18 protein-coding genes and 1 other annotated feature are annotated in these 19,001 nt (G+C 43.9%); of the genes, 11 read left to right on the top strand and 7 right to left on the bottom strand.

The genetic code is table 11. The features are described from left to right. Nucleotide 1: 1 nt before the first annotated feature. The 5 genes from MZO41_RS11375 to MZO41_RS11355 all read left to right on the top strand — a co-directional run bounded on the left by MZO41_RS11375 (nt 2) and on the right by MZO41_RS11355 (nt 5,223). Nucleotides 2-1,228 carry an aminotransferase-like domain-containing protein gene (locus tag MZO41_RS11375; RefSeq protein WP_013355965.1) on the top strand — a complete coding sequence of 409 codons (1,227 nt, stop codon included), beginning with the start codon at nt 2-4 and terminating at the stop codon, nt 1,226-1,228. 356 nt (nt 1,229-1,584) lie between these two features. Next, nucleotides 1,585-2,388, top strand: a complete 804-nt coding sequence (locus MZO41_RS11370) for a transporter substrate-binding domain-containing protein (RefSeq protein WP_003643450.1) — start codon at nt 1,585-1,587, stop codon at nt 2,386-2,388. A gap of 68 nt (nt 2,389-2,456) precedes the next feature. After that, on the top strand, nt 2,457-3,164 hold the full coding sequence (locus MZO41_RS11365; RefSeq protein WP_003642440.1) for an amino acid ABC transporter permease: 708 nt from the start codon (nt 2,457-2,459) through the stop codon (nt 3,162-3,164). An 11-nt stretch (nt 3,165-3,175) separates the two neighbouring features. Continuing rightward, nucleotides 3,176-3,937 carry an amino acid ABC transporter ATP-binding protein gene (locus tag MZO41_RS11360; protein ID WP_252129683.1) on the top strand — a complete coding sequence of 254 codons (762 nt, stop codon included), beginning with the start codon at nt 3,176-3,178 and terminating at the stop codon, nt 3,935-3,937. A gap of 184 nt (nt 3,938-4,121) precedes the next feature. Continuing rightward, nucleotides 4,122-4,353 (top strand) — a binding site (T-box leader). Between the two features lie 54 nt (nt 4,354-4,407). After that, a complete protein-coding gene (locus tag MZO41_RS11355; RefSeq protein ID WP_003643451.1) occupies nt 4,408-5,223 on the top strand; it encodes a transporter substrate-binding domain-containing protein in 816 nt (271 codons plus the stop codon). 168 nt (nt 5,224-5,391) lie between these two features. Here the strand turns inward: MZO41_RS11355 and MZO41_RS11350 are convergent, their stop codons facing one another. Beyond that, nucleotides 5,392-5,967: a zinc ribbon domain-containing protein gene (locus MZO41_RS11350; protein ID WP_003643452.1), complete on the bottom strand. Its 576-nt coding sequence runs from the start codon at nt 5,965-5,967 to the stop codon at nt 5,392-5,394. Between the two features lie 361 nt (nt 5,968-6,328). Here MZO41_RS11350 and MZO41_RS11345 point away from each other — a divergent pair, with 361 nt between their 5' ends. The 3 genes from MZO41_RS11345 to MZO41_RS11335 are packed head-to-tail and all read left to right on the top strand — an operon-like array spanning nt 6,329 to nt 8,200. After that, nucleotides 6,329-6,646, top strand: a complete 318-nt coding sequence (locus MZO41_RS11345; RefSeq protein WP_003643453.1) for a PadR family transcriptional regulator — start codon at nt 6,329-6,331, stop codon at nt 6,644-6,646. After that, complete coding sequence (locus MZO41_RS11340; RefSeq protein WP_003643454.1) at nt 6,643-7,281, top strand: DUF1700 domain-containing protein; 639 nt, start codon at nt 6,643-6,645, stop codon at nt 7,279-7,281. Before MZO41_RS11345 ends, MZO41_RS11340 begins: the two co-directional genes overlap by 4 nt. Beyond that, nucleotides 7,265-8,200 carry a DUF4097 domain-containing protein gene (locus tag MZO41_RS11335; protein ID WP_013355966.1) on the top strand — a complete coding sequence of 312 codons (936 nt, stop codon included), beginning with the start codon at nt 7,265-7,267 and terminating at the stop codon, nt 8,198-8,200. Before MZO41_RS11340 ends, MZO41_RS11335 begins: the two co-directional genes overlap by 17 nt. Before the next feature lie 85 nt (nt 8,201-8,285). Here MZO41_RS11335 and MZO41_RS11330 read toward each other — a convergent pair whose 3' ends face one another. The 6 genes from MZO41_RS11330 to MZO41_RS11305 all read right to left on the bottom strand — a co-directional run bounded on the left by MZO41_RS11330 (nt 8,286) and on the right by MZO41_RS11305 (nt 15,747). Continuing rightward, nucleotides 8,286-10,211 (bottom strand): sucrose-specific PTS transporter subunit IIBC, encoded by a 1,926-nt coding sequence (locus MZO41_RS11330; RefSeq protein WP_013355967.1) that lies wholly within the window; start codon nt 10,209-10,211, stop codon nt 8,286-8,288. Further along, nucleotides 10,204-11,871 carry an alpha-glucosidase gene (locus MZO41_RS11325; RefSeq protein WP_003642449.1) on the bottom strand — a complete coding sequence of 556 codons (1,668 nt, stop codon included), beginning with the start codon at nt 11,869-11,871 and terminating at the stop codon, nt 10,204-10,206. Before MZO41_RS11325 ends, MZO41_RS11330 begins: the two co-directional genes overlap by 8 nt. A 53-nt stretch (nt 11,872-11,924) precedes the next feature. After that, complete coding sequence (locus tag MZO41_RS11320; RefSeq protein WP_013355968.1) at nt 11,925-12,926, bottom strand: LacI family DNA-binding transcriptional regulator; 1,002 nt, start codon at nt 12,924-12,926, stop codon at nt 11,925-11,927. Between the two features lie 257 nt (nt 12,927-13,183). Next, on the bottom strand, nt 13,184-14,269 hold the full coding sequence (locus MZO41_RS16995) for a YdcF family protein (RefSeq protein WP_013355970.1): 1,086 nt from the start codon (nt 14,267-14,269) through the stop codon (nt 13,184-13,186). Between the two features lie 75 nt (nt 14,270-14,344). Then, on the bottom strand, nt 14,345-15,100 hold the full coding sequence (locus MZO41_RS11310; protein WP_003642452.1) for an ABC transporter permease: 756 nt from the start codon (nt 15,098-15,100) through the stop codon (nt 14,345-14,347). Further along, complete coding sequence (locus MZO41_RS11305) at nt 15,097-15,747, bottom strand: ABC transporter ATP-binding protein (RefSeq protein WP_003642453.1); 651 nt, start codon at nt 15,745-15,747, stop codon at nt 15,097-15,099. Before MZO41_RS11305 ends, MZO41_RS11310 begins: the two co-directional genes overlap by 4 nt. A 147-nt stretch (nt 15,748-15,894) precedes the next feature. On the opposite strand from MZO41_RS11305, the gene rlmD reads away from it, so the two are divergent. The 3 genes from rlmD (at nt 15,895) to MZO41_RS11290 (ending at nt 18,954) form a co-directional block, all read left to right on the top strand. Next, nucleotides 15,895-17,340, top strand: a complete 1,446-nt coding sequence (gene rlmD / locus MZO41_RS11300) for a 23S rRNA (uracil(1939)-C(5))-methyltransferase RlmD (protein ID WP_003642454.1) — start codon at nt 15,895-15,897, stop codon at nt 17,338-17,340. Nucleotides 17,341-17,378: 38 nt separating this feature from the next. Continuing rightward, complete coding sequence (locus tag MZO41_RS11295; protein ID WP_013355971.1) at nt 17,379-17,822, top strand: hypothetical protein; 444 nt, start codon at nt 17,379-17,381, stop codon at nt 17,820-17,822. Between the two features lie 280 nt (nt 17,823-18,102). After that, nucleotides 18,103-18,954, top strand: coding sequence for an SDR family oxidoreductase (locus tag MZO41_RS11290; RefSeq protein ID WP_013355972.1), 852 nt, complete (start codon nt 18,103-18,105; stop codon nt 18,952-18,954). Nucleotides 18,955-19,001 lie beyond the last annotated feature (47 nt).

The raw sequence follows: 19,001 nt of genomic DNA, 5'->3' as shown, positions 1-19,001 counted from the left end.
TATGAAAAAATTATTTGCAAATCGCGTGTTAAACAATGACACTTCCGACCTAGATGAGGTCTTCAAGAATAGTGCAAACCCGGAAAACATTTCCTTCGCTGGTGGTTTTCCAGATCAGCACTTATTCCCTGACAACGACTTAAAGCAAGCCTATCGTGATGCTATTGAACACGATGGTCAAGGCATTTTCCAATACTCATCAACTCAAGGGTTGCCGGCATTACGCCAAAAAATTGCAGATCGAATGGCGACTCATGCTGACGTTCAAGTTAGTGCCGACAATGTCATGATGACCCAAGGTGGTCAGCAAGCCATCGACCTCGTGGCGAAGCTCATGTTGAACCATGGAGATGCCATGGTCGTCGAAGGCCCGACTTACATGGGGGCTTTAGCCGCCTTCGACACTTACGAACCGACTTACTACGAAATTCCAGTTGATGATAATGGGATGAATATTCGTCAACTTCGTAAAACCTTGAAAGCTCATCCTGAGATCAAATTGATTTACACGATTCCTGACTTCCACAATCCAACGGGTACGACGATGAGTGCCAAACGTCGTCAAGCACTCGTTGCCCTTGCCAATCAGTACGACGTCATTATTTTGGAAGACAGCCCGTACCGGGACCTCCGTTATAGTGGTCAAAATATTCCGGCTATCAAACACTACGATACTGAAGGCCGCGTCATCTTTATCTCAAGTTTCTCAAAGATTCTCTCCCCGGCCTTGCGAACAGGCTGGATTGTTGCTGACGACGCAATCATGCACGAATTGGTCGGACTGAAATCCGCAATCGATGTTCAATCGCCTAATGTAACACTGGCTGCTATCAACAGCTACCTGGATCAACACGATATCGACGATCACGTTGCAACTATCAGTGCTTCATACCGAATTAAACGTGACGCGATGTTAGCCGCACTCGATCAATACTTCCCGCAAAATGTCCACTACACCCGTCCTAATGGGGGCTTCTTCATCTGGGTAACCTTGCCAGAAGGAATTGATGCTAAAACCTTGCTCAATGACGTTGTTTTACCACAAGCACACGTTGCCTATGTGCCATCCGCTTGCCAATTCGCAAGTCGCAAGGTTAAAAACGGGTTCCGGTTGAATTTCACTAGTCTCGACGTCGAAACAATTACGCTGGGAATTAAACGCCTTGGCCACATCTTACAACCGGCACCAGTAACTGTTCCAGCAGCATCGTTCGCACCCCAATTCTAACTTGACCCACTCATCATGCGACTAACCGTAATAATTGCGATTAGTCGCATTTTTTGATTACATCTGTCAGCTGTAATGAGTGGTCGTGCTCCTGAATATTAGCACTTTTTATATCAGGATCCACATCAAATAAGCCGTACGCTTTACGACCATTTATACTGTATCAGTTTGAGCACCCGCGCTTGCGTCGCTTTTACTGATAAAAAAGGGTTTGACAGTCCTTCTCTGATTCGCTACACTAGCCGATTATGAAATAAGCATTGGTCCGTTTGCGACACTCAATGCTTATTTTTTGTTAACAGCTTCATTTTCGGATAAACTAGGAGTGTTGTGAAAAATTTCTAGGAGTGTGAATCATGAAGTCATGGGTTAAAAAATTAGGCGTTGCAGTGCTTGGGTTAGGTTTAGCAGTTACATTGACCGCCTGTGGTAGTAACACTAGCAGCAGTTCAAAGTCTAACGACCTCGGATTGCAAAAATCGGGGACGTTGACGATTGGCTTAGAAGGCACTTTTCAACCATATAGCTACCGTAAAGACGGTAAATTAACTGGTTTCGAAGTTGACCTCGGGAAAGCCGTTGCCAAGAAGATGGGACTAAAAGCTAAATTTGTACCAACGAAGTTCGATTCGTTAGTAGCTGGTTTAGACACAAACAAATTCGACGTTGTCATGAATAACATGTCCGAAACGGCGGCCCGAAAGAAGAAGTATCTCTTCTCGACCCCTTACATTTATTCTAAATCACAATTAGCCGTCAAGAAGAACTCATCGATTAGTAAGATTACCGATATTAAGGGTAAGAAAGTTGCCGAAACAACGACTAGCAATAACGCAACGGATGCTAAACGTTTAGGTGCAACCATCACCCCAACCGATAGTTTCCAACAGTCGATCGACCTCGTCTCACAAGGCCGCGTCGCTGGGACTATTAATTCTCGTGAATCCTTCTATGCTTACTTCAAGCAGAATCCGAAGGCTAACATTAAGCTGATTGATTCCGGCGATCACATTGCCTCACAGAAAATCGGGGCCATCGTCACTAAGCAACACCCTAAGATGCAAAAACAAATCTCGAAAGCAATCCAAGAATTACGTAAGGACGGCACGTTAAAGAAATTGTCCAATAAGTATTTTGGTGGTAACGTTACTGATAAGTAACGTACCATTGCCCGCTATTATGGCGGGATACATAGCACCAAATTCTAATTTGTTACAGGAGGCTCCCTATGGATTCAATCTGGCACATCATTGTCACATCAACGCCGCAAATTGCTGCAGCGGGTTTAAAATATACCATTCCGATTGCCATTATTTCGTTTATTCTCGGTTTGATACTTGCGATTTTCACGGCCCTCGTCAAGATTTCGACTCGTCGTGGTTGGTTTTTAATTCTAAAAGCCATCGCTAACTTCTACGTCTGGCTCTTTCGGAGTACCCCACTGCTAGTACAACTCTTTATCGTCTATTTCGGGCTTCCCTACCTTAAAATCAAAGGGCTCTTTCCAAATGGGGTCCAGCTCGACCCCTGGACTGCTGGGATTGCCACTTTTTCACTGAACACCGGGGCTTACTGTGCGGAAACGATTCGAGCAGCCATTCTCTCCATTCCTCAAGGTCAGTGGGAAGCGGCCTACTCGATTGGCATGACCAAGTCACAAGTACTCAAACGAATTATTTTGCCGCAAGCTGCGCGAGTCTCACTACCGCCACTATCCAATAGTTTTATTAGCTTAGTCAAGGACACCTCCTTGGCCGCTTCAATCACGATTATTGAAATGTTCGAAGTCAGCCAACAAATTGCTGCTCAAAATTATCAACCACTTGTGATGTACTCCCTGGTTGCTGCCCTATACGCAATTCTATGTACGATTCTCAGCTGGCTACAAGGCTACTTGGAAAAGCGGACGTCACGTTACTTACGGCCACTTAATTAGGAGGTTGTCGAATGATCAAATTAGAACACTTAAATAAGACGTTTGGCAATCACCAGGTGTTAACCGATATCAATACTGAATTTAAAGAACACCAGACGACCGTCATCGTTGGCCCCTCGGGTTCTGGTAAATCAACCTTACTGCGGTCACTAAATTTGCTTGAACGGCCCGAACAAGGTTTATACCACTTCAATGACGAAACTATCGACTTTACTAAGCCGTTGACTAATAAAACAATTCTCAATATTCGACGCAAAACTGGGATGGTCTTTCAAGGTTATAATCTGTTTCCCCATCTCAGCGTTGTTAAAAATGTCATGGAAGGCCCCGTGCAAGTCTTAAAAAAGGATTCCGCGACGGCTAAAAAGTCCGCGCTAGAATTGTTGGCCCGGGTTGGCTTGCAAGATAAGGCCGACGCCTACCCCGAACAATTATCCGGTGGGCAACAACAACGGGTCGCGATTGCGCGCTCGTTAGCGATGGATCCCGAATTCATCTTGTTAGATGAGCCAACTAGTGCGCTAGACCCCGAACTCGAAGCGGGTGTGCTCCGCGTTCTACTAGCCCTCGCTCAGGAAGAAGACTCCATGATTATCGTCACTCACAACATGGAATTTGCCCGCGCAGTTGCGGATAAGATCCTATTTGTTGAAGATGGCAAAATCCTGTTCGACGGGACACCCGCTGAATTCTTTAAGCAGCCAACGCAACGAATTGCCGACTTCTTAGCCGCGATGACGTTCACCACGATTTCAGACAAAGCAAACCAATAGCGTTCATTTGAGTTAACGTGCATCTAACTGGAAAATCCCAGTCAGATGCACGTTTTTTAGCACCCCCTAGCGTCTCACATCAACCATCGATCTGGCGCATTCACAACAAATGGCATTTAGATTAATATAAAATGTGATTTCGATTTGACAATTGTTATTTAATCTTGTAGACTAGCCTCAATATCTAAACATTGTGATGAGATGAGTAGTGTGATTGCCACGCAAAGCGAGCCGTTGGTTGGTGTAAAACGGTCGGACAGTGATACGAAGATGGTCTCTAAATGGTATTGGTGAGCATTAGCAAGCCAGTAACGCGTCGTACCCGTTAGCGTACTGAGTGAATTAGCTCATTGAGCCAAGCGTTGTGCACGCGCTTGGAAACTAAGGTGGTACCACGATCAGCAGTCGTCCTTTTTCGATAAAGGACGACTTTTTTTGTCAAAAAATATAGCTCTACGGGGGTAATCGATATGAAAAAATGGCTCAAAGCAGTAAGTTTAACAATTTTAGGACTCGCACTAACAGTCACCTTGACGGCATGCGGTAATTCTAGCTCATCTAAAAGCAGCACTTCTAGCACAAGTAGTCAGCTCAAATTGCAAAAGAGCGGCACGTTGACGATCGGGCTAGAAGGCACCTTCCAGCCTTATAGCTATCGCAAAGACGGTAAGTTGACTGGTTTTGAAGTCGACCTTGGTAAAGCCGTCGCTAAAAAGCTCGGTCTCAAGGCAAAGTTCGTCCCAACGAAATTCGACTCCTTGATTGCTGGCCTGGATGTCGATAAATACGACGTGGTCATCAACGATATCGCTGAAACTGCGCAACGTAAACAAAAATACCTCTTCTCTACGCCTTATATCTACTCTAAATCCGAATTAGCGGTCAAGAAGGGGTCCTCAATTAACAAGATCACGGATATCAAAGGCAAGAAAGTTGCCCAAACAACGACTAGTAATAACGCGACCGATGCTAAACGTTTAGGTGCGACCGTCACACCGACCGATGGCTTTCAACAATCGATCGACCTCGTAAACCAAGGTCGCGTCGCCGGAACAATCAACTCACGGGAAGCATTCTATGCTTACCTCAAGCAGAATCCAAAGGCCAGCTTGAAATTCATTAGTGGTGGTTCAGAAATCAAAACACAAAAGATTGGCGCAATTGTCACTAAAAAGCACGCCTCACTCCAAAAACAACTGTCTAAAGCGATTCAAGAACTCCGTCAAGATGGCACCTTAAAGAAACTGTCTAATAAATACTTTGGTGGTAACGTCACAAACCAATAGCCATCGCAATCTATTTGATAACGTCCAGTTGATAGTCACAAAAAGCCCGGAAAACCGGGCTTTTTGTGTGTGTCGGCGTCTTTCAGCGACCATCTTTTATCACTCATTGTGTTTCTAAAAACCATCCGGGACCATTTACACCATTGCTTATGTCGTGAACCCGGTCAGCTAATTCAACTGATTTGCAATATTGAATTTCATCTTGCCATGATTGACTTCCAACCACATATATTTGGTGTTCTTAGGCGACAAAACCTCAATATGTGAATATTTTTGATTGTGATTCTTCGCGATTTTTTCAGAGCGGCTTTGCAGTGTCTTGGCTAGTGACTGCCACGAAGCGGTCTTGCCTTGATCGACACTTTCAATAACTGGCGCTTGCTTTGATATTCGCACACGCATGGCACCACCATTCCAACTCACTTTAACCTTGCCATATTCAGCTTTATTCGTTCTGATTTCTGATTGAATATTGGCTGCAAGCGTATTAGCTTCCCGAGCCTGATACAAATTAAATCCAATCTCAAAGACAATGACTAGCGCACAGATAACTGGTGGCAACCAAAACCACCACGTCCGTAAGCTCTTTTTTTGATGATGCGGCTGCTTTAAAGTCGTCGTTTCCGCGTCTTTACGCTTATCCTCAGCAACTGTCGGTTGTCCACTGCCACATTTTCCACAATACTGGGCACTTTGGGGAATTCGTTCACCACAAACCACACAATTCTTCATGTCCGTTTCCATAATTGCCCTCCGTCATAATATTATCGATAATAATTAACTCAGCCATGACAATTAACTGTATTAATATTTCAATATAATGATTATATATCGAAATCAGTCATTTTTCTAGGCCTTATCAGATCAGTATAGTATCACCCTTGCGTACCGGACAGCTGGTATTCGCTGAGCATCATGATTTTAAGCTTTAGTACGGGCCTATTTCAGTCACCGTTAGCAAGCACGTTTTGCGTTTACTAGTGGCTAAAAGTAGTTTGCCTTTTATCATTATTTTAATATTTAAGTTTGACAGTTAGTTTCACTTCACTGTATACTACTCATTGAGCAATACTATACGACGTATAATATAGCAGGAGGGATAGCAATGGCCATTCAAATTAGTTCCGAGTTATTGGACGGGTGCGTTTTAGCCTGCCTTAAAGGCCAAGATTACTATGGTTACGCGCTAACGCAGCGCTTGCAAGCCGCCATCTCGGTGTCCGAATCGACGCTCTACCCAGTGCTTCGACGACTCAAGAAAAATGACTGGGTCACGACTTACGATCAGGCCTATCAAGGCCGCAACCGACGCTATTATCAGATTACGAGCGCCGGCCTGACACAATTGAGTGCGATTCAACAAGAGTGGCAAACCTATTATTTGGCCATTAACCACTTACTTCAGGGGGAGGATGAATCATGAACGACTACTTATCTAAATTTAACGCGTTACTCGTTCAACTTACCGATGATGAACGCGACGAGGTCGTTGAATTTTATCGCGAATACTTGCTAGACGCGGCAATCGCCAATTATGATGATTGCGTTGCAGAACTGGGAACGCCTAAACAATTGGCTCGGAAAGTGTTAGCCGATTATTCGATTCGTTTTAACGAAAATCTCAACGCCAATACTTCTAAACGGCAAAAATCTCAAGCAACCGTACGCACGATTTGGCTAATTGTGCTTGCTTTATTATCAACACCGATCACAATTCCCGCATTAATAGTTATTTTAGCGGTCTTCTTTGCCTTGGCCGTTACCGTCTTTGCATTCGTGATTGCAGCGGGTGCCATCTTAATTGGCGTGACCATCCTCGCATTTGCCATGCTAACAGCCGGCATCGGTATCTTCGGCCAGTCGCTATGGGTCGCACTATTCTACCTAGGTAGCGGTCTTGCTATTATTGGTGCCGAGCTATTAGTTTTACCACTATTTATCTGGCTTATTAGCGTTATTCTGCAAGGAATTGCAAAAATCGTACAAAACCTATACCACCGATTTGTTAAGAAAAATCGGGCGGAACGAGGAGGTCACCACCATGCGAAAGACAATTAGAGTTGGCATTATTTTATTAGTTGTTGGACTGCTTCTAATCATGTTTGGAATTGCCAATAACGGTATTCAAAGCGTCTATTGGGACCAGGGTTTTCACATTGTTCGCCATAAGACTCGGCGCTACCACGTCAGTCAGCTAAAAGATATCACGATTGCAACGGCCAACAATATTACTATTAAGCAAGGCACAGCTGCTAATATCACGGTTACCGCCACGCGCGCCTTACCAACTGTTACGATCAACAATGGTCACGTCACTGTTACTTCAACGACACACAACGCCAAAACCGTTGGCTTCATGTTCGATAACGTCGGACAATTTGCTGACACGACAATAATTACGGTGCCTAAAGGAACTACTATTCATCAAATAACCGCCAAAGCTAGTCAAAGTGGTAACGTTTCGTTGCAAAAAGTTACCGTCGACCAATTGAAAAGTCTTAGTACGGATAGCGATATTAATTTAACGGATGTCAAAGTCAATCAGTCGCTGACGTTGACCGGCGATAATTTACGGTTAACTCGTGTCTCGGCGCCTAGTCTACAAATCAATAGCGATCCAGATATCAGCATCACCGACAGTCATTTTACCAAGACTGCTTCAAAAATTATAACCGCTGATAGCGACATCCATCTAACCAATAATCAGTTCAAAGCCCTTAAGCTAACAAGTAGCGAAGGTGATATTATGCTCAATAATAATCGCATCACTGAAAGTTTATCCGCTACAGCCAGTGACGGTGATATTCGAATAACCGCGCCACGGACAACCGGTATTAAAGCTAGCACTAGCGATGGGGACTTGCATATTTTCAATCATCTCCAGTCCGATGGCGGTGATTACCAGGTCAACCAATCGGCAGCCGTGCAATACCGACTGACGACCAGCAATGGTGATATTACGGTTAGTGCTAACTAGTCCATGCTAGTACTGCACTTACTCAAATTTTCAAAATAAAACCGCGACTTGCTCATGGCAAATCGCGGTTTTATCGTACTTACGTTTAGGATGCTGTTGCAGTCGTCATTTCCGGACGCCCTTGAATCGCCAGCAGTGCTGCTCCCGACTGAATAGACTGATTAGGTTCTGATTCTATCCGTTGATAATTTTTACTATTTGTCACAATCACCATGACCGTGTCATCTAAGTTAGCAGCTTTTAACACCGTTGCGTCAAACTCACCTAAGAGATCACCCTTTTGAACAGTTTGCCCCGGTTTAACGACAACTTTAAAGCCTTGCCCTTTTAATGACACCGTATCAATACCGATGTGAATCAACAACTCAACTCCATTATTGGTTGTTAACCCATAGGCATGTCCTGTATCGGCTACAACACTCATCTGACCACTTTGTGGCGCATAGACTTTTACCGGCCCCTGTTCCTGTGGCTTAATTGCAATGCCGTCCCCCATCATCTTAGATGCAAAGACCGGATCGTTAACCGTACTCAAGGCAATACTTTTACCAGAAACTGGTGAAAATATCGTATCATCTACAATCTTTGGTTGTACTTGATCAGATTTTAATATGTCCTTAGGAATCGCAAACATATTAGTGGCAATAAAAGCCACTGCTACCGTCAATAACGAGACGACCGTATAAATCAGCAAATCACGAGCATTGTAAATATACATCAGATAAGAGGGAACAACGGCTAGACCATATGAATTTGCTGCCACACTCATAACACTCAGTACGCCAGCACCTATCCCACTGGTTAAAACGGTTACAACCAACGGCTTGAAATTATAGCGAATCAAGACCCCGAACAAGGTTGGTTCTGAAACACCAAATAGTTGCGAGGAAAATGCGCCAATAAAATTAGCCTTAGCCTTTTGTGACTTTGCTCGTAAAATCATCGCCAAAGCTACCCCCAGATTAGCAAAGCCATACATGGCTTCTAAAGTAATTAACGGATTGAGCTTGGTAGCTGCTAATAGTGACGTTTCGATGGCAATCATCATCTGATGAATACCAACTAGCACCATTAACGGATAAGCGGCTCCAATCAAAAAACCACCAATTCCAAATGGTAAGTTAATCAACCCTTCAACACCACTAATCATCACATTTTCAATCCAGTGTACAACCGGGCCAACCCCTAAAATCATAATACCAAAAGTAACTAACATCGTTAAAAAGGGCGTTAAAATTTGGTCGAGAACGTTAGGGACGTGTTTATGAAAGTAATGCTCCAGTTTACTTCCAAGAAAACCAGCAACTAACGCTGTTAATACGGATCCTTGACTACCGATAACTGGAATCTTGTCAAAAAGCATAATCGCTTTCGCTGTACCACCCGCAACTGAATACGCGTTAGGCAGTGAAGGGGAAACGAGCATTAGTCCAATCACAATACCGACAATTGGTGTACCTTTAAAATAGCGAAATGTGGACCAAACAATTAAAGCTGGCAGAAATGAAAAAACAGTCCCCGTTAAAACTGAAATTACTGTATTAAGACTTGCCGGAATCGCGGCAGATGAAGTTCCAAACAACTGTAAAACCTGATTGTTAGTCAAAGCACTTTGTAATCCCAAGAAAAGTCCAGTAGCTGCAATCACCGGAATAATTGGAATAAAGATTCCCGAAAGCATTGCCATGAATCGTTGCAATGGTGACTTCTGATTATCAGGAGTCGGCGTAGTCGGCGTTTCCTGACTATAAATTGCATTAACTAAATGTAACTTTTCAATCGCGTCATACACATCGTTAACAACACCAGTGCCAATAATGACCTGATACTGTCCTGAACCGAAAAAGACTCCCTTAACCTCATCTAAGTCTTCAAGTGCTGCTTTATCAATCTGCTTAGGATCTTTAACAACAAACCGCAACCGTGTCTGACAATGAGTAACCGATTCAACATTGTCAACACCAACAATATCAATAATTTTTTTCGCAAGTACCTGATAGTTTTTACTCATTTGAATTCACCTCAAAAAGAATGGCTTGATATGGTTCCAACGTATTGAGTCGATAATGTGCGTAATTATTTAATCGAGGTCGGCCATTAGGTAACGTTAGGAATAACCGTTTTGCGCTTAAGTTAACATACACCTGTACCCTTCGACCACGTTGATAAGCAATCACTTGGTCACAATCACAAGTAATTGGCCTAAAATCACCGACTATTAAATCCTGACTTAAATTTGATATTTGCCGTAACTTAATCAATGACTGATAAAAATGCCAAACTGAATTTGAATCTAATTGTTCGCTTTGCCAGTTTACCCTATCATGTGACTGTTTTGGTGTAATCCATGGCTTGGCACCCTGATTAAAGCCTTGATTGACGGAATCATCCCATGGATATGGTAATCGCGCATTATCCCGGGAACGAGCATTTACAAAGGCAAGCGCCTCGCTTGCTGAATATCCCTCTTCAATAGCACGATCATAGTTATCGTGACTGCTCAAGTCGTTAAACATGGTAATTGAGTCACGCCGTGCATTTGTCACCCCCAGCTCTTGTCCTTGATAAATAAATGGACAACCGCGCAAGTTAAAATAAAGTAAGGCTAGTGCTTTGGCACCAATTTCGTTCCGATAAGCTGGTGTCTGAATATATTTATCAATACTCCGCGGCTGATCGTGATTTTCAAAAAAGTTAGCTCCCCAGCCGACATTTTGAATCGCCAGTTGGCTTTTAAAAATTGCGCGCCGTAAGTCCGTCGGTGTCCACTTAACTCGTCGATACCACTCTGATCCGGATGCAATATCAATGTCTGCGTAATGAAAGTCAAAAATCATCGAGAAGTAACCTTTTTTACCAATAAATTGTCCAAGTTGGTCATAACTAACCCCCGAAGCCTCTCCAACCGTCACCGCGTTAGCTGGTTTAAAAGTAGCCGTGTTCAATTCAGCTAAGAACTTTTCAATACCAGGTCGATTTTCAGCTTTACGTTTGACTTTACCTAACCCATCAACACCATCAGGACTAATGCTGGCAAAATCTTGATCTTTTTTTATGAATGTTATCGCATCGATCCGAAAACCCGCAACCCCTTTTGCCAACCACCAATTAATCATTTGATAGATTCGTTTCCTTAGAGCCGGATTTTCCCAATTTAGGTCCGGTTGTTGTTTAGAAAAGACATGGTGATAATACTCATCCTGACTTCCTGGCAATAACGTCCATGACGAGCCTTTACCAAAGTTTGATCGCCAATTATTAGGCGGATTGCCGTGTGCCCCACGCCTAATAATATAAAAATCACGATACGGACTCGTCGGCGATTTAATTGCAGATTGGAACCACACGTGCTGATCAGAGGTATGATTGATAACCAAATCTAAAATGACTTTTAATCCTAATCGTTTAGTTACTTCCATCAACTCATCAAAATCAGCCATCGTTCCAAACCGAGAATCAATAGCTTGGTAATCAGAAATATCGTAACCGTTATCAACCATGGGTGATTGATATATTGGAGATAACCAGATAGTCGTAATTCCCAGCTGTTTCAACCGGGGTAACATTTGGATGATTCCACGCAAATCCCCAATGCCATCGTTATTAGCATCTTTAAATGATGCCGGATAAATTTGATAAAAAACTTCTTTTTGCCACCAATTTTTTTGCATAATTACTACTCCTATATTTGGAATCGATTCCACTTTAATCAAAAGAAAAAGGCTTAAGCACTTTTTCTTTTGATTAAGTCTAAGCTTAGAGCAATCGCTAACTCAGGTCGTTGTAACCGGCCCAAGTGATGTAATAGCTGATCGACCGCCAATTGAGCCATTGCCGCGACCGGTTGTCGAATCGTTGTTAATGGAACTTGGGCCACTGCCGCAAATGGTTGATCGTCATATCCCATCACGGCCATATCATCTGGTACGCGAAAATGTTGTTGCTGTAACTCATCAATTACCCCAACGGCCACCTCATCAGAATTGGTAAACACCGCTGTCGGGCGATCACTAGGGTTTAAGGACGCTAATTGCTTCCCCAACGCTTGTCCATCCGCAATCGTATGTTGTTGTGCGAAAACCCAGTTATTGTTTACAACTAACTGCTGCTCTTCACAAAAATCTAAATAGGCTTGCGTCCGCGAACGTCCATGATGCGTACTGGGAAAATCACCACCCGTGGCATAGGCAATTCGCCGATGACCTTGATGATATAAGTATGCCAAAGCATCTTTAGTTGCCTGATAATGATTTAAACTGATCATTGGAATACCAATATCAGTAGCTTCTTCATTCAACAGCACCATCTGATTAGCATACGTCGCCGACAATTGTGCCACTAGTTGTTGATTTTCAATGGATGCCAGAATGACGCCATCCACTTGTTGCTGCTTGAGTTTATCCAGAAAGTGTTGTTCTGCCAACGCATCATCATGAGTCTGCATTACCATCACTTGAAACCCGTATCCGTTTAACTCCCGTTCCAATGCATCAAATAACTGTGCAAAGAAGGGGTTAGAGATTCTTGATACCAGTACACCAATCGTATTAGTGTTCTGCGCGCGTAGCTGACTCGCAATGGCATTCGGGGTGTAATCCAGTTTTTCAATCGCTGCCTGAATCTGTTTCTTCTTAGCAACTGAAACACTAGGCCGATGGTTTAAATACCGCGAAACAGTCCCAACACCTACACCAGCCTCAGCTGCTATTTCACTAATCGTTGTCATTTAGGCTCACCCCCCTATTTGGAATCGTTTCCATAATTAATATAACGACCTTTCAAGTAATTGTCAAGACAAATTGGTTTTTCAAAATGAATTCACTAAAAACGTTTGCCCTTAAAACATTTAGTCCACCATTAAAAAAATGGCAGTATACTGCCATTTCGATAACTTCATTTTTAACATTCCAGCCAAAAAAATATTCCAAGCCAGCGTACACCTGACTTGGAATATTTTAATTACTGATTCAGCCTTAGTAATCGCTATAACGATGCTTGATAGACATCAAACCACGTCAATAATAGCGACACAATCAAGATACCAAGCATCGCCACCGCGTGCCACCATTTATTTCGGACAAATATCGCAATATACTCACGAATGATCGCATCCGGTAAGAAGAATCGCGCCGTCCGCGCACCAATACCATCCGCTTTTAGACCTGCTTGCTTGGCAAACATCCCGGCTCTAAAGGTATGGTAATTATTTGTAACAAAAATCGTGCGTGGATTTTTAACAGGGCCCTGTGCAATCAATTGCTTACTAAACTGCATATTTTGCAAGGTCGTCTTCGATTGCGTCTCCGCCCAGCCATCCGTTGCAGGAAGGCCATGCGCAATGGCGTATTCCAGCATGGCTTGGCCTTCCGGAACCGTTTCATCACCACCCTGACCACCTGAGAAAATCATCACGGCCCGATGATGCGTCTTGCGTTGTTGCTTCTGATAAAAGCGCAGTCCACGCATGATTCGTTGCCCTAGCAATGGCGAGACACGGTCTCCATCTAACAAGCCAGCCCCAAGCACAATAATATAATCTTGTCGCAGACGGGGCCAATTGAATTGATAAATCGTCAGCATCGTCAGATAGTTATAAAACCAAAAACCAAGGTAAAAAATGACCAGATTCGGAAATACCGTCAAAAAATAACTCACGGGCTGCGGCACATGACTACTCAACAGATTGCCTAAAAATGGCAAAATCAGAATGGCCAGTCCCAAGTACAAGGTCAGCATATTCGCCAACGTATGACTCTCATGACGCCACATGATCCACGCATTCCATAAGAGCAAGAAGGCTTGTAAGGTAAAAATCAGCCCAATCAACAGGATCAGCAACACAAACAACGTCCCACTGATAATGATCAACCAGTGGATATTACTACCTAAAATTGTAATCGCCAGCATGGTTAAAAACGAATAGAAAAATAGCGAAAACCAAATACCGTTACCTAGGCGAACCTTATCGCGATGATAACGCCAACCAAAAATGGTTCCAAATATGAGTGGTACTAACCAGCCCCAGTAAAACGTTGCTGGAACTGGAACCCAAACCGCTGCGTCATTCACATCAATACCCCCGCATTAAGTTTTATTTCAGCTTCCATCATAAAGGACTCCCCGCGGGACTGCAATCAGGAGTCATTACTTCAACTGTTTTTGTTCATTATAGAAATTACGGTAAGCTAAATAGCACGCAATGATTGACCCCAAACTAGTCGCTGATAAGAGCATGAACGTGACCATAATTTGATACTTAATGGCCCGTACTGGATCGACCCCTGCAAAGATCAAACCGGACATCATCCCTGGCAGACTGACTAGACCCACAGTCTTTGCCGAATCAATGGTTGGTGACATCCCTGTACGAATCGCCTCACGCACGATGGCAATCGAAGCATCGAGTAGACCAGCCCCTAACGCCAACCGTTCAAGCACCCCTTGCCGCTGGTCATGAAACTGACTATTGAGGCTGCGATAAGCCAGCCCAATTGCGACCATTGAATTCGACGCAATCATACCAGAAATGGGAATCATTTGCGATGGCACAAACTTAATCGCACCAGATAGGACGAGAACGCCGAGTGTTACCCCCGTACTAACAAAAATGGCTAATAACGAAATAGCTAATGCATGGTCAATCCCCGGCCCCCGTTTTTTCGCATTCCAAGCCGCATTGAAGATAATGAAGCCTATCATCGCCAGCGTTAGCCACAAATTATTGACTCGGAAAATATACTTTAGCAAGTAACCCACGATAAATAGTTGTACAACAGCCCGCACGACACCAATGACGATGTCCTTATCCAAGCCAAGTTTCTGCCACAAACTAATTCCTAACGCGACGAGCACTAACATTGCCGCCAAAAATAGCGACGTATTATTAACTGCTAAATTCATGCGTGTACCTCCAATCTGCCAGCAACCACTTTCGCTAATTGATCTGCCGCAGCAATCTCTGTCGCGTCATGAGTAATCATGATCGTTGTCACGTGATCCTGCTCATTTAACTGTCGTAACCAGGCGTGCACGATTTGCTTATTATTTTCATCCAAACCAGCTGTCACCTCATCTAATAACAACACTTTTGGTAAGAATAAGATGTTGCGAATCAGCGCGACCCGCTGCCGTTCACCACCGGAAAGCTCGGTAATCGGCTGATGCAGGGTTCGTTCGGACAGCCCAACATTATTTAACGCCGTTACCACTCGTTGCGTATCCATGACTTGCTTACGAATTTGGTACGGGAAAGCTAAGTTATCTGCCACCGTCTCACCAAATAGCGTCGGCTGTTGGAAACAATATGAGACTTGCCGCCGATACATGATTGGGTCATAGCTTTCAATCGGCTGCCCATCAAAAATCAAGGTCCCACTTGTTTTAGAAATCATGGCCGCAATGATCCGTAATAACGTACTTTTCCCACCACCGGATGGTCCCGTCAATGTAATATGAGCCCCAGCTGGAATCTGCCAATCAACATCATGTAAAATATGTTGATCAGCGATTTGATAATTAACTTTTTCTAAACTAATCAATGAATTCATATGCCCACCCCGATTACTAATTTAGAATCATTATAACCTGACTGTTAGGCGACTTTCAAACAATCCTCCTCAGTTATCCTGTGTCTTTCCACATGCTATAATGGAGGTTAACACAGTTCACAGAAAAACGAGGTCAAAATCAAACTTATGCCACAATCTAATCATTATTCGCACCAATCCCGATCGCACAATGATCGGCGCCGACAACAGCCGGATGAAAAAGTGCAAGCGACCGTTAACATCGGCCAGCGTTTTCCACTGACCATTCGGCGTTTAGGCATTAACGGTGAAGGTATTGGCTATTACAAACACGTCATCACCTTCGTCAAGGGCGCCCTTCCTGAAGAAGTCGTTGTTGCTGAAGTAACCGCCGTGCACCCACGTTACCTAGAAGCTAAGATTCGTAGTATTCGCAAGCCTAGTCCTGACCGGGTCGATCCCCGCGATGCCTATGCGGGCGAAGTCGGTGGTTTTGAATTAGAACACCTCGACTACCCGGCCCAATTAGCCTTTAAGCAAGATTTAATTCGTCAAGCACTCGAAAAATACCGCCCAGCTGGTTATCGACACTATGATGTTCGGCCCACCATTGGGATGACTAATCCTTATGAATACCGCAACAAAGCCCAATTTCAAGTTCGTTTAATTGATGGGCACGTCGCTGCTGGCTTATATAAAGAAAATAGTCATGACCTAGTCGACTTACCGACCTGTTCGGTGCAAATGCCGGCGACAATGACAGTCATGCGTCAAGTCGTGGCTTGGCTGGAGGAACTCCAAGTACCGATTTACGATGAAGAACATAATTCTGGCATCGTCAAGACAATCGTTGTGCGTGAAGCGGCCGCCACTGGTGAAATTCAGCTGGTCTTCATCACAAATACACCCAAGTTACCGAAAAAGCATCAATTATTGATGAAAATCGCTGAAAAACTGCCAATGGTCGTGTCGGTCATGCAAAATATCAATGCTGGTAAAACTTCATTGATCTGGGGTGACCAAACAACATTACTGGCCGGCAAACCAACTATTACGGAGGAGCTAGACGGCCTAGTCTTCGATTTATCTGCTCGGGCCTTCTTCCAATTGAACCCGCAGCAAACCAAGAAACTCTATCGCTTAGCACGCGAAGCTTTGAACTTAGCGCCTAACGAGACGTTGGTCGACGCTTATTCGGGTGTCGGAACGATTGGTTTATCACTAGCCGACGTGGCTAAGGAAGTTCGGGGAATGGATACCATTCCAGCAGCCGTTGCAGATGCCAATGCCAACGCCCAACGCAATCAAATCACTAATGCTCATTATGAAGTTGGTGAGGCGGAAGTCTTGTTACCGCAATGGTTAGCGAGCGGTTTTGCGCCCGATGCAATGGTCGTTGATCCACCCCGTACTGGTTTAGATAACGTCTTAATTGATGCCATCTTGCAAAGCGCACCGGAAAAACTCGTCTACATTTCATGTAACCCATCGACGCTTGCTCAGGATTTACAAGCACTTACCCGCGGATATCAAGTCGACTATATTCAATCGATCGACATGTTCCCACAAACAGCTCGTTGCGAAGCCGTCGTCCGCTTCACGAAGCGTCATTAATTTGCCACTCACTGCCAATCATATTAGGGGGAATCATCATGGCAGCTACTGATAGTCAAATTGCATTAACGATGACCTTTACGTTACGGCCACCATTCAAGACTCATTTCTTACTATTAAAAGATTACGTGGCGGATGTTCGTATACCGGCTCGTGATGGGATGCTAACGACGATTATTGCCAAAAACATTCCGTTATCACCGGCCCTAGAGCAACTAAAAACGATTTTTGATGATGTCCAAAACCCAGTTTACTGGCGCTTACACGACCAAGCCGTTCAGGAATTCTTCAGTGCGCATCCTGAACAGCGACCGATCCTGCCAATCGACTTGCTGCAAGTCATGCTCAATACATTATCTGCCCAAGGTTTGTCCGATCAACAATTAATGCACATTATGAAGGACGTTTTTGAACGGTTACAAACCAATGACTTCAACGGACAGGCATCACAGCGAATTTTGACGTCGTTGAATAATAAGTAAACGCCACCATTTATCGCTGACTTTTATAAATTAGGATTAGATAACACCAAGTTGTCTAATCCTATTTTTTCGGACATAAATCAATAGCGGTGAAACTTCATTAGTCACAGAAATTCGCACTAATACTCGTTTTTATTTTTCTTAGCCATTCATTAAATGTCAGCATACGAAAATTGTCTTTTCGGTTATTGGAAGCAAACTTGTTGACTTTGAAGTTACATGTGATAAGCTAATTACTGTAATTTTTATTGCTACAGCAATTTGAAAGGATGTTTTAATTATGAAATACGCCGTCACTGCCGCTACTGGTAAATTTGGTCAAAGCGCCGTTAGTACGCTGAATGCTAAAGTTGGTGCAGAAAATGTTTTAGTAATTGCTCGTAATCAGGACAAAGCTGCTCAGCTGTTTCCTGATAATCCAATTCGTACCGGGAATTACGATGATGTCGACTCAATGACGAAAGCCTTCGAGAACGTTGAACGCGTGCTCTTCGTTTCATCACAACCTGGTGGTCCCGTTGACCGGGCCACCGCTCATAAAAACGTCGTGACTGCCCTCAACGCCGCTCATGTTAAATTTGTCGCCTACACTAGTTTTCCCAACGCACAGGCAGCAGTCAGCGCCTTAGCCAATGATCATCGGGCCACCGAAAATGCCATAAAAGCGACTAATATTGCGCACAGTTTTCTTCGTAACAACTGGTATTTAGAAAACGAAATGGGCTTCTTACAAAGTGGTGCCCATAATCAAGAAACCTTGTACTGGGCTAACAATACAGCTGGCTGGGCCTTGGAACGTGAATATGCCGAAGCGGCCGCAACCGTTTTGATGGCAGATGCCCCTCAAGAAGTGTACGAATTTGCTGGGACACCCCTCACTTATGCCGCACTCGGTCAAGCACTCCAAGAAGCAACTGGCAACCAAGTTAAGATTACCCAAGTCAGTCAGGATGCATACGTGCAATTCCTTGAAACGACTGGTCTAAATCATGATACCGCTGCTTTGTTTGCCTCATTCCAATCCCCAATCAATGATGGTGCGCTGGCTGAAAAGTCAGTCGACTTAGCTCATGTCTTGGGTCGTCAACCATTGGACACAAGTGTAGCTATTAAAGAAATCTTAGCGCGCTAATAACGAGCTAACTGTAAGTTTCTCTTAAATATCTTCTACAATACGAA

Source organism: Lactiplantibacillus sp. C232 (genome assembly GCF_023806725.1).
Lineage (GTDB): Bacteria > Bacillota > Bacilli > Lactobacillales > Lactobacillaceae > Lactiplantibacillus > Lactiplantibacillus plantarum.
The sequence above is the reverse complement of the archived record's forward strand: the minus strand, read 5'-3'. Positions and strand labels throughout refer to the sequence as shown.

Coding starts and splice junctions, on each gene's coding strand:
- MZO41_RS11375 (WP_013355965.1), top strand. CDS start 2: ATGAAAAAATTATTTGCAAATCGCGTGTTAAACAATGACACTTCCGAC.
- MZO41_RS11370 (WP_003643450.1), top strand. CDS start 1,585: ATGAAGTCATGGGTTAAAAAATTAGGCGTTGCAGTGCTTGGGTTAGGT.
- MZO41_RS11365 (WP_003642440.1), top strand. CDS start 2,457: ATGGATTCAATCTGGCACATCATTGTCACATCAACGCCGCAAATTGCT.
- MZO41_RS11360 (WP_252129683.1), top strand. CDS start 3,176: ATGATCAAATTAGAACACTTAAATAAGACGTTTGGCAATCACCAGGTG.
- MZO41_RS11355 (WP_003643451.1), top strand. CDS start 4,408: ATGAAAAAATGGCTCAAAGCAGTAAGTTTAACAATTTTAGGACTCGCA.
- MZO41_RS11350 (WP_003643452.1), bottom strand. CDS start 5,967: ATGGAAACGGACATGAAGAATTGTGTGGTTTGTGGTGAACGAATTCCC.
- MZO41_RS11345 (WP_003643453.1), top strand. CDS start 6,329: ATGGCCATTCAAATTAGTTCCGAGTTATTGGACGGGTGCGTTTTAGCC.
- MZO41_RS11340 (WP_003643454.1), top strand. CDS start 6,643: ATGAACGACTACTTATCTAAATTTAACGCGTTACTCGTTCAACTTACC.
- MZO41_RS11335 (WP_013355966.1), top strand. CDS start 7,265: ATGCGAAAGACAATTAGAGTTGGCATTATTTTATTAGTTGTTGGACTG.
- MZO41_RS11330 (WP_013355967.1), bottom strand. CDS start 10,211: ATGAGTAAAAACTATCAGGTACTTGCGAAAAAAATTATTGATATTGTT.
- MZO41_RS11325 (WP_003642449.1), bottom strand. CDS start 11,871: ATGCAAAAAAATTGGTGGCAAAAAGAAGTTTTTTATCAAATTTATCCG.
- MZO41_RS11320 (WP_013355968.1), bottom strand. CDS start 12,926: ATGACAACGATTAGTGAAATAGCAGCTGAGGCTGGTGTAGGTGTTGGG.
- MZO41_RS11310 (WP_003642452.1), bottom strand. CDS start 15,100: ATGAATTTAGCAGTTAATAATACGTCGCTATTTTTGGCGGCAATGTTA.
- MZO41_RS11305 (WP_003642453.1), bottom strand. CDS start 15,747: ATGAATTCATTGATTAGTTTAGAAAAAGTTAATTATCAAATCGCTGAT.
- rlmD (WP_003642454.1), top strand. CDS start 15,895: ATGCCACAATCTAATCATTATTCGCACCAATCCCGATCGCACAATGAT.
- MZO41_RS11295 (WP_013355971.1), top strand. CDS start 17,379: ATGGCAGCTACTGATAGTCAAATTGCATTAACGATGACCTTTACGTTA.
- MZO41_RS11290 (WP_013355972.1), top strand. CDS start 18,103: ATGAAATACGCCGTCACTGCCGCTACTGGTAAATTTGGTCAAAGCGCC.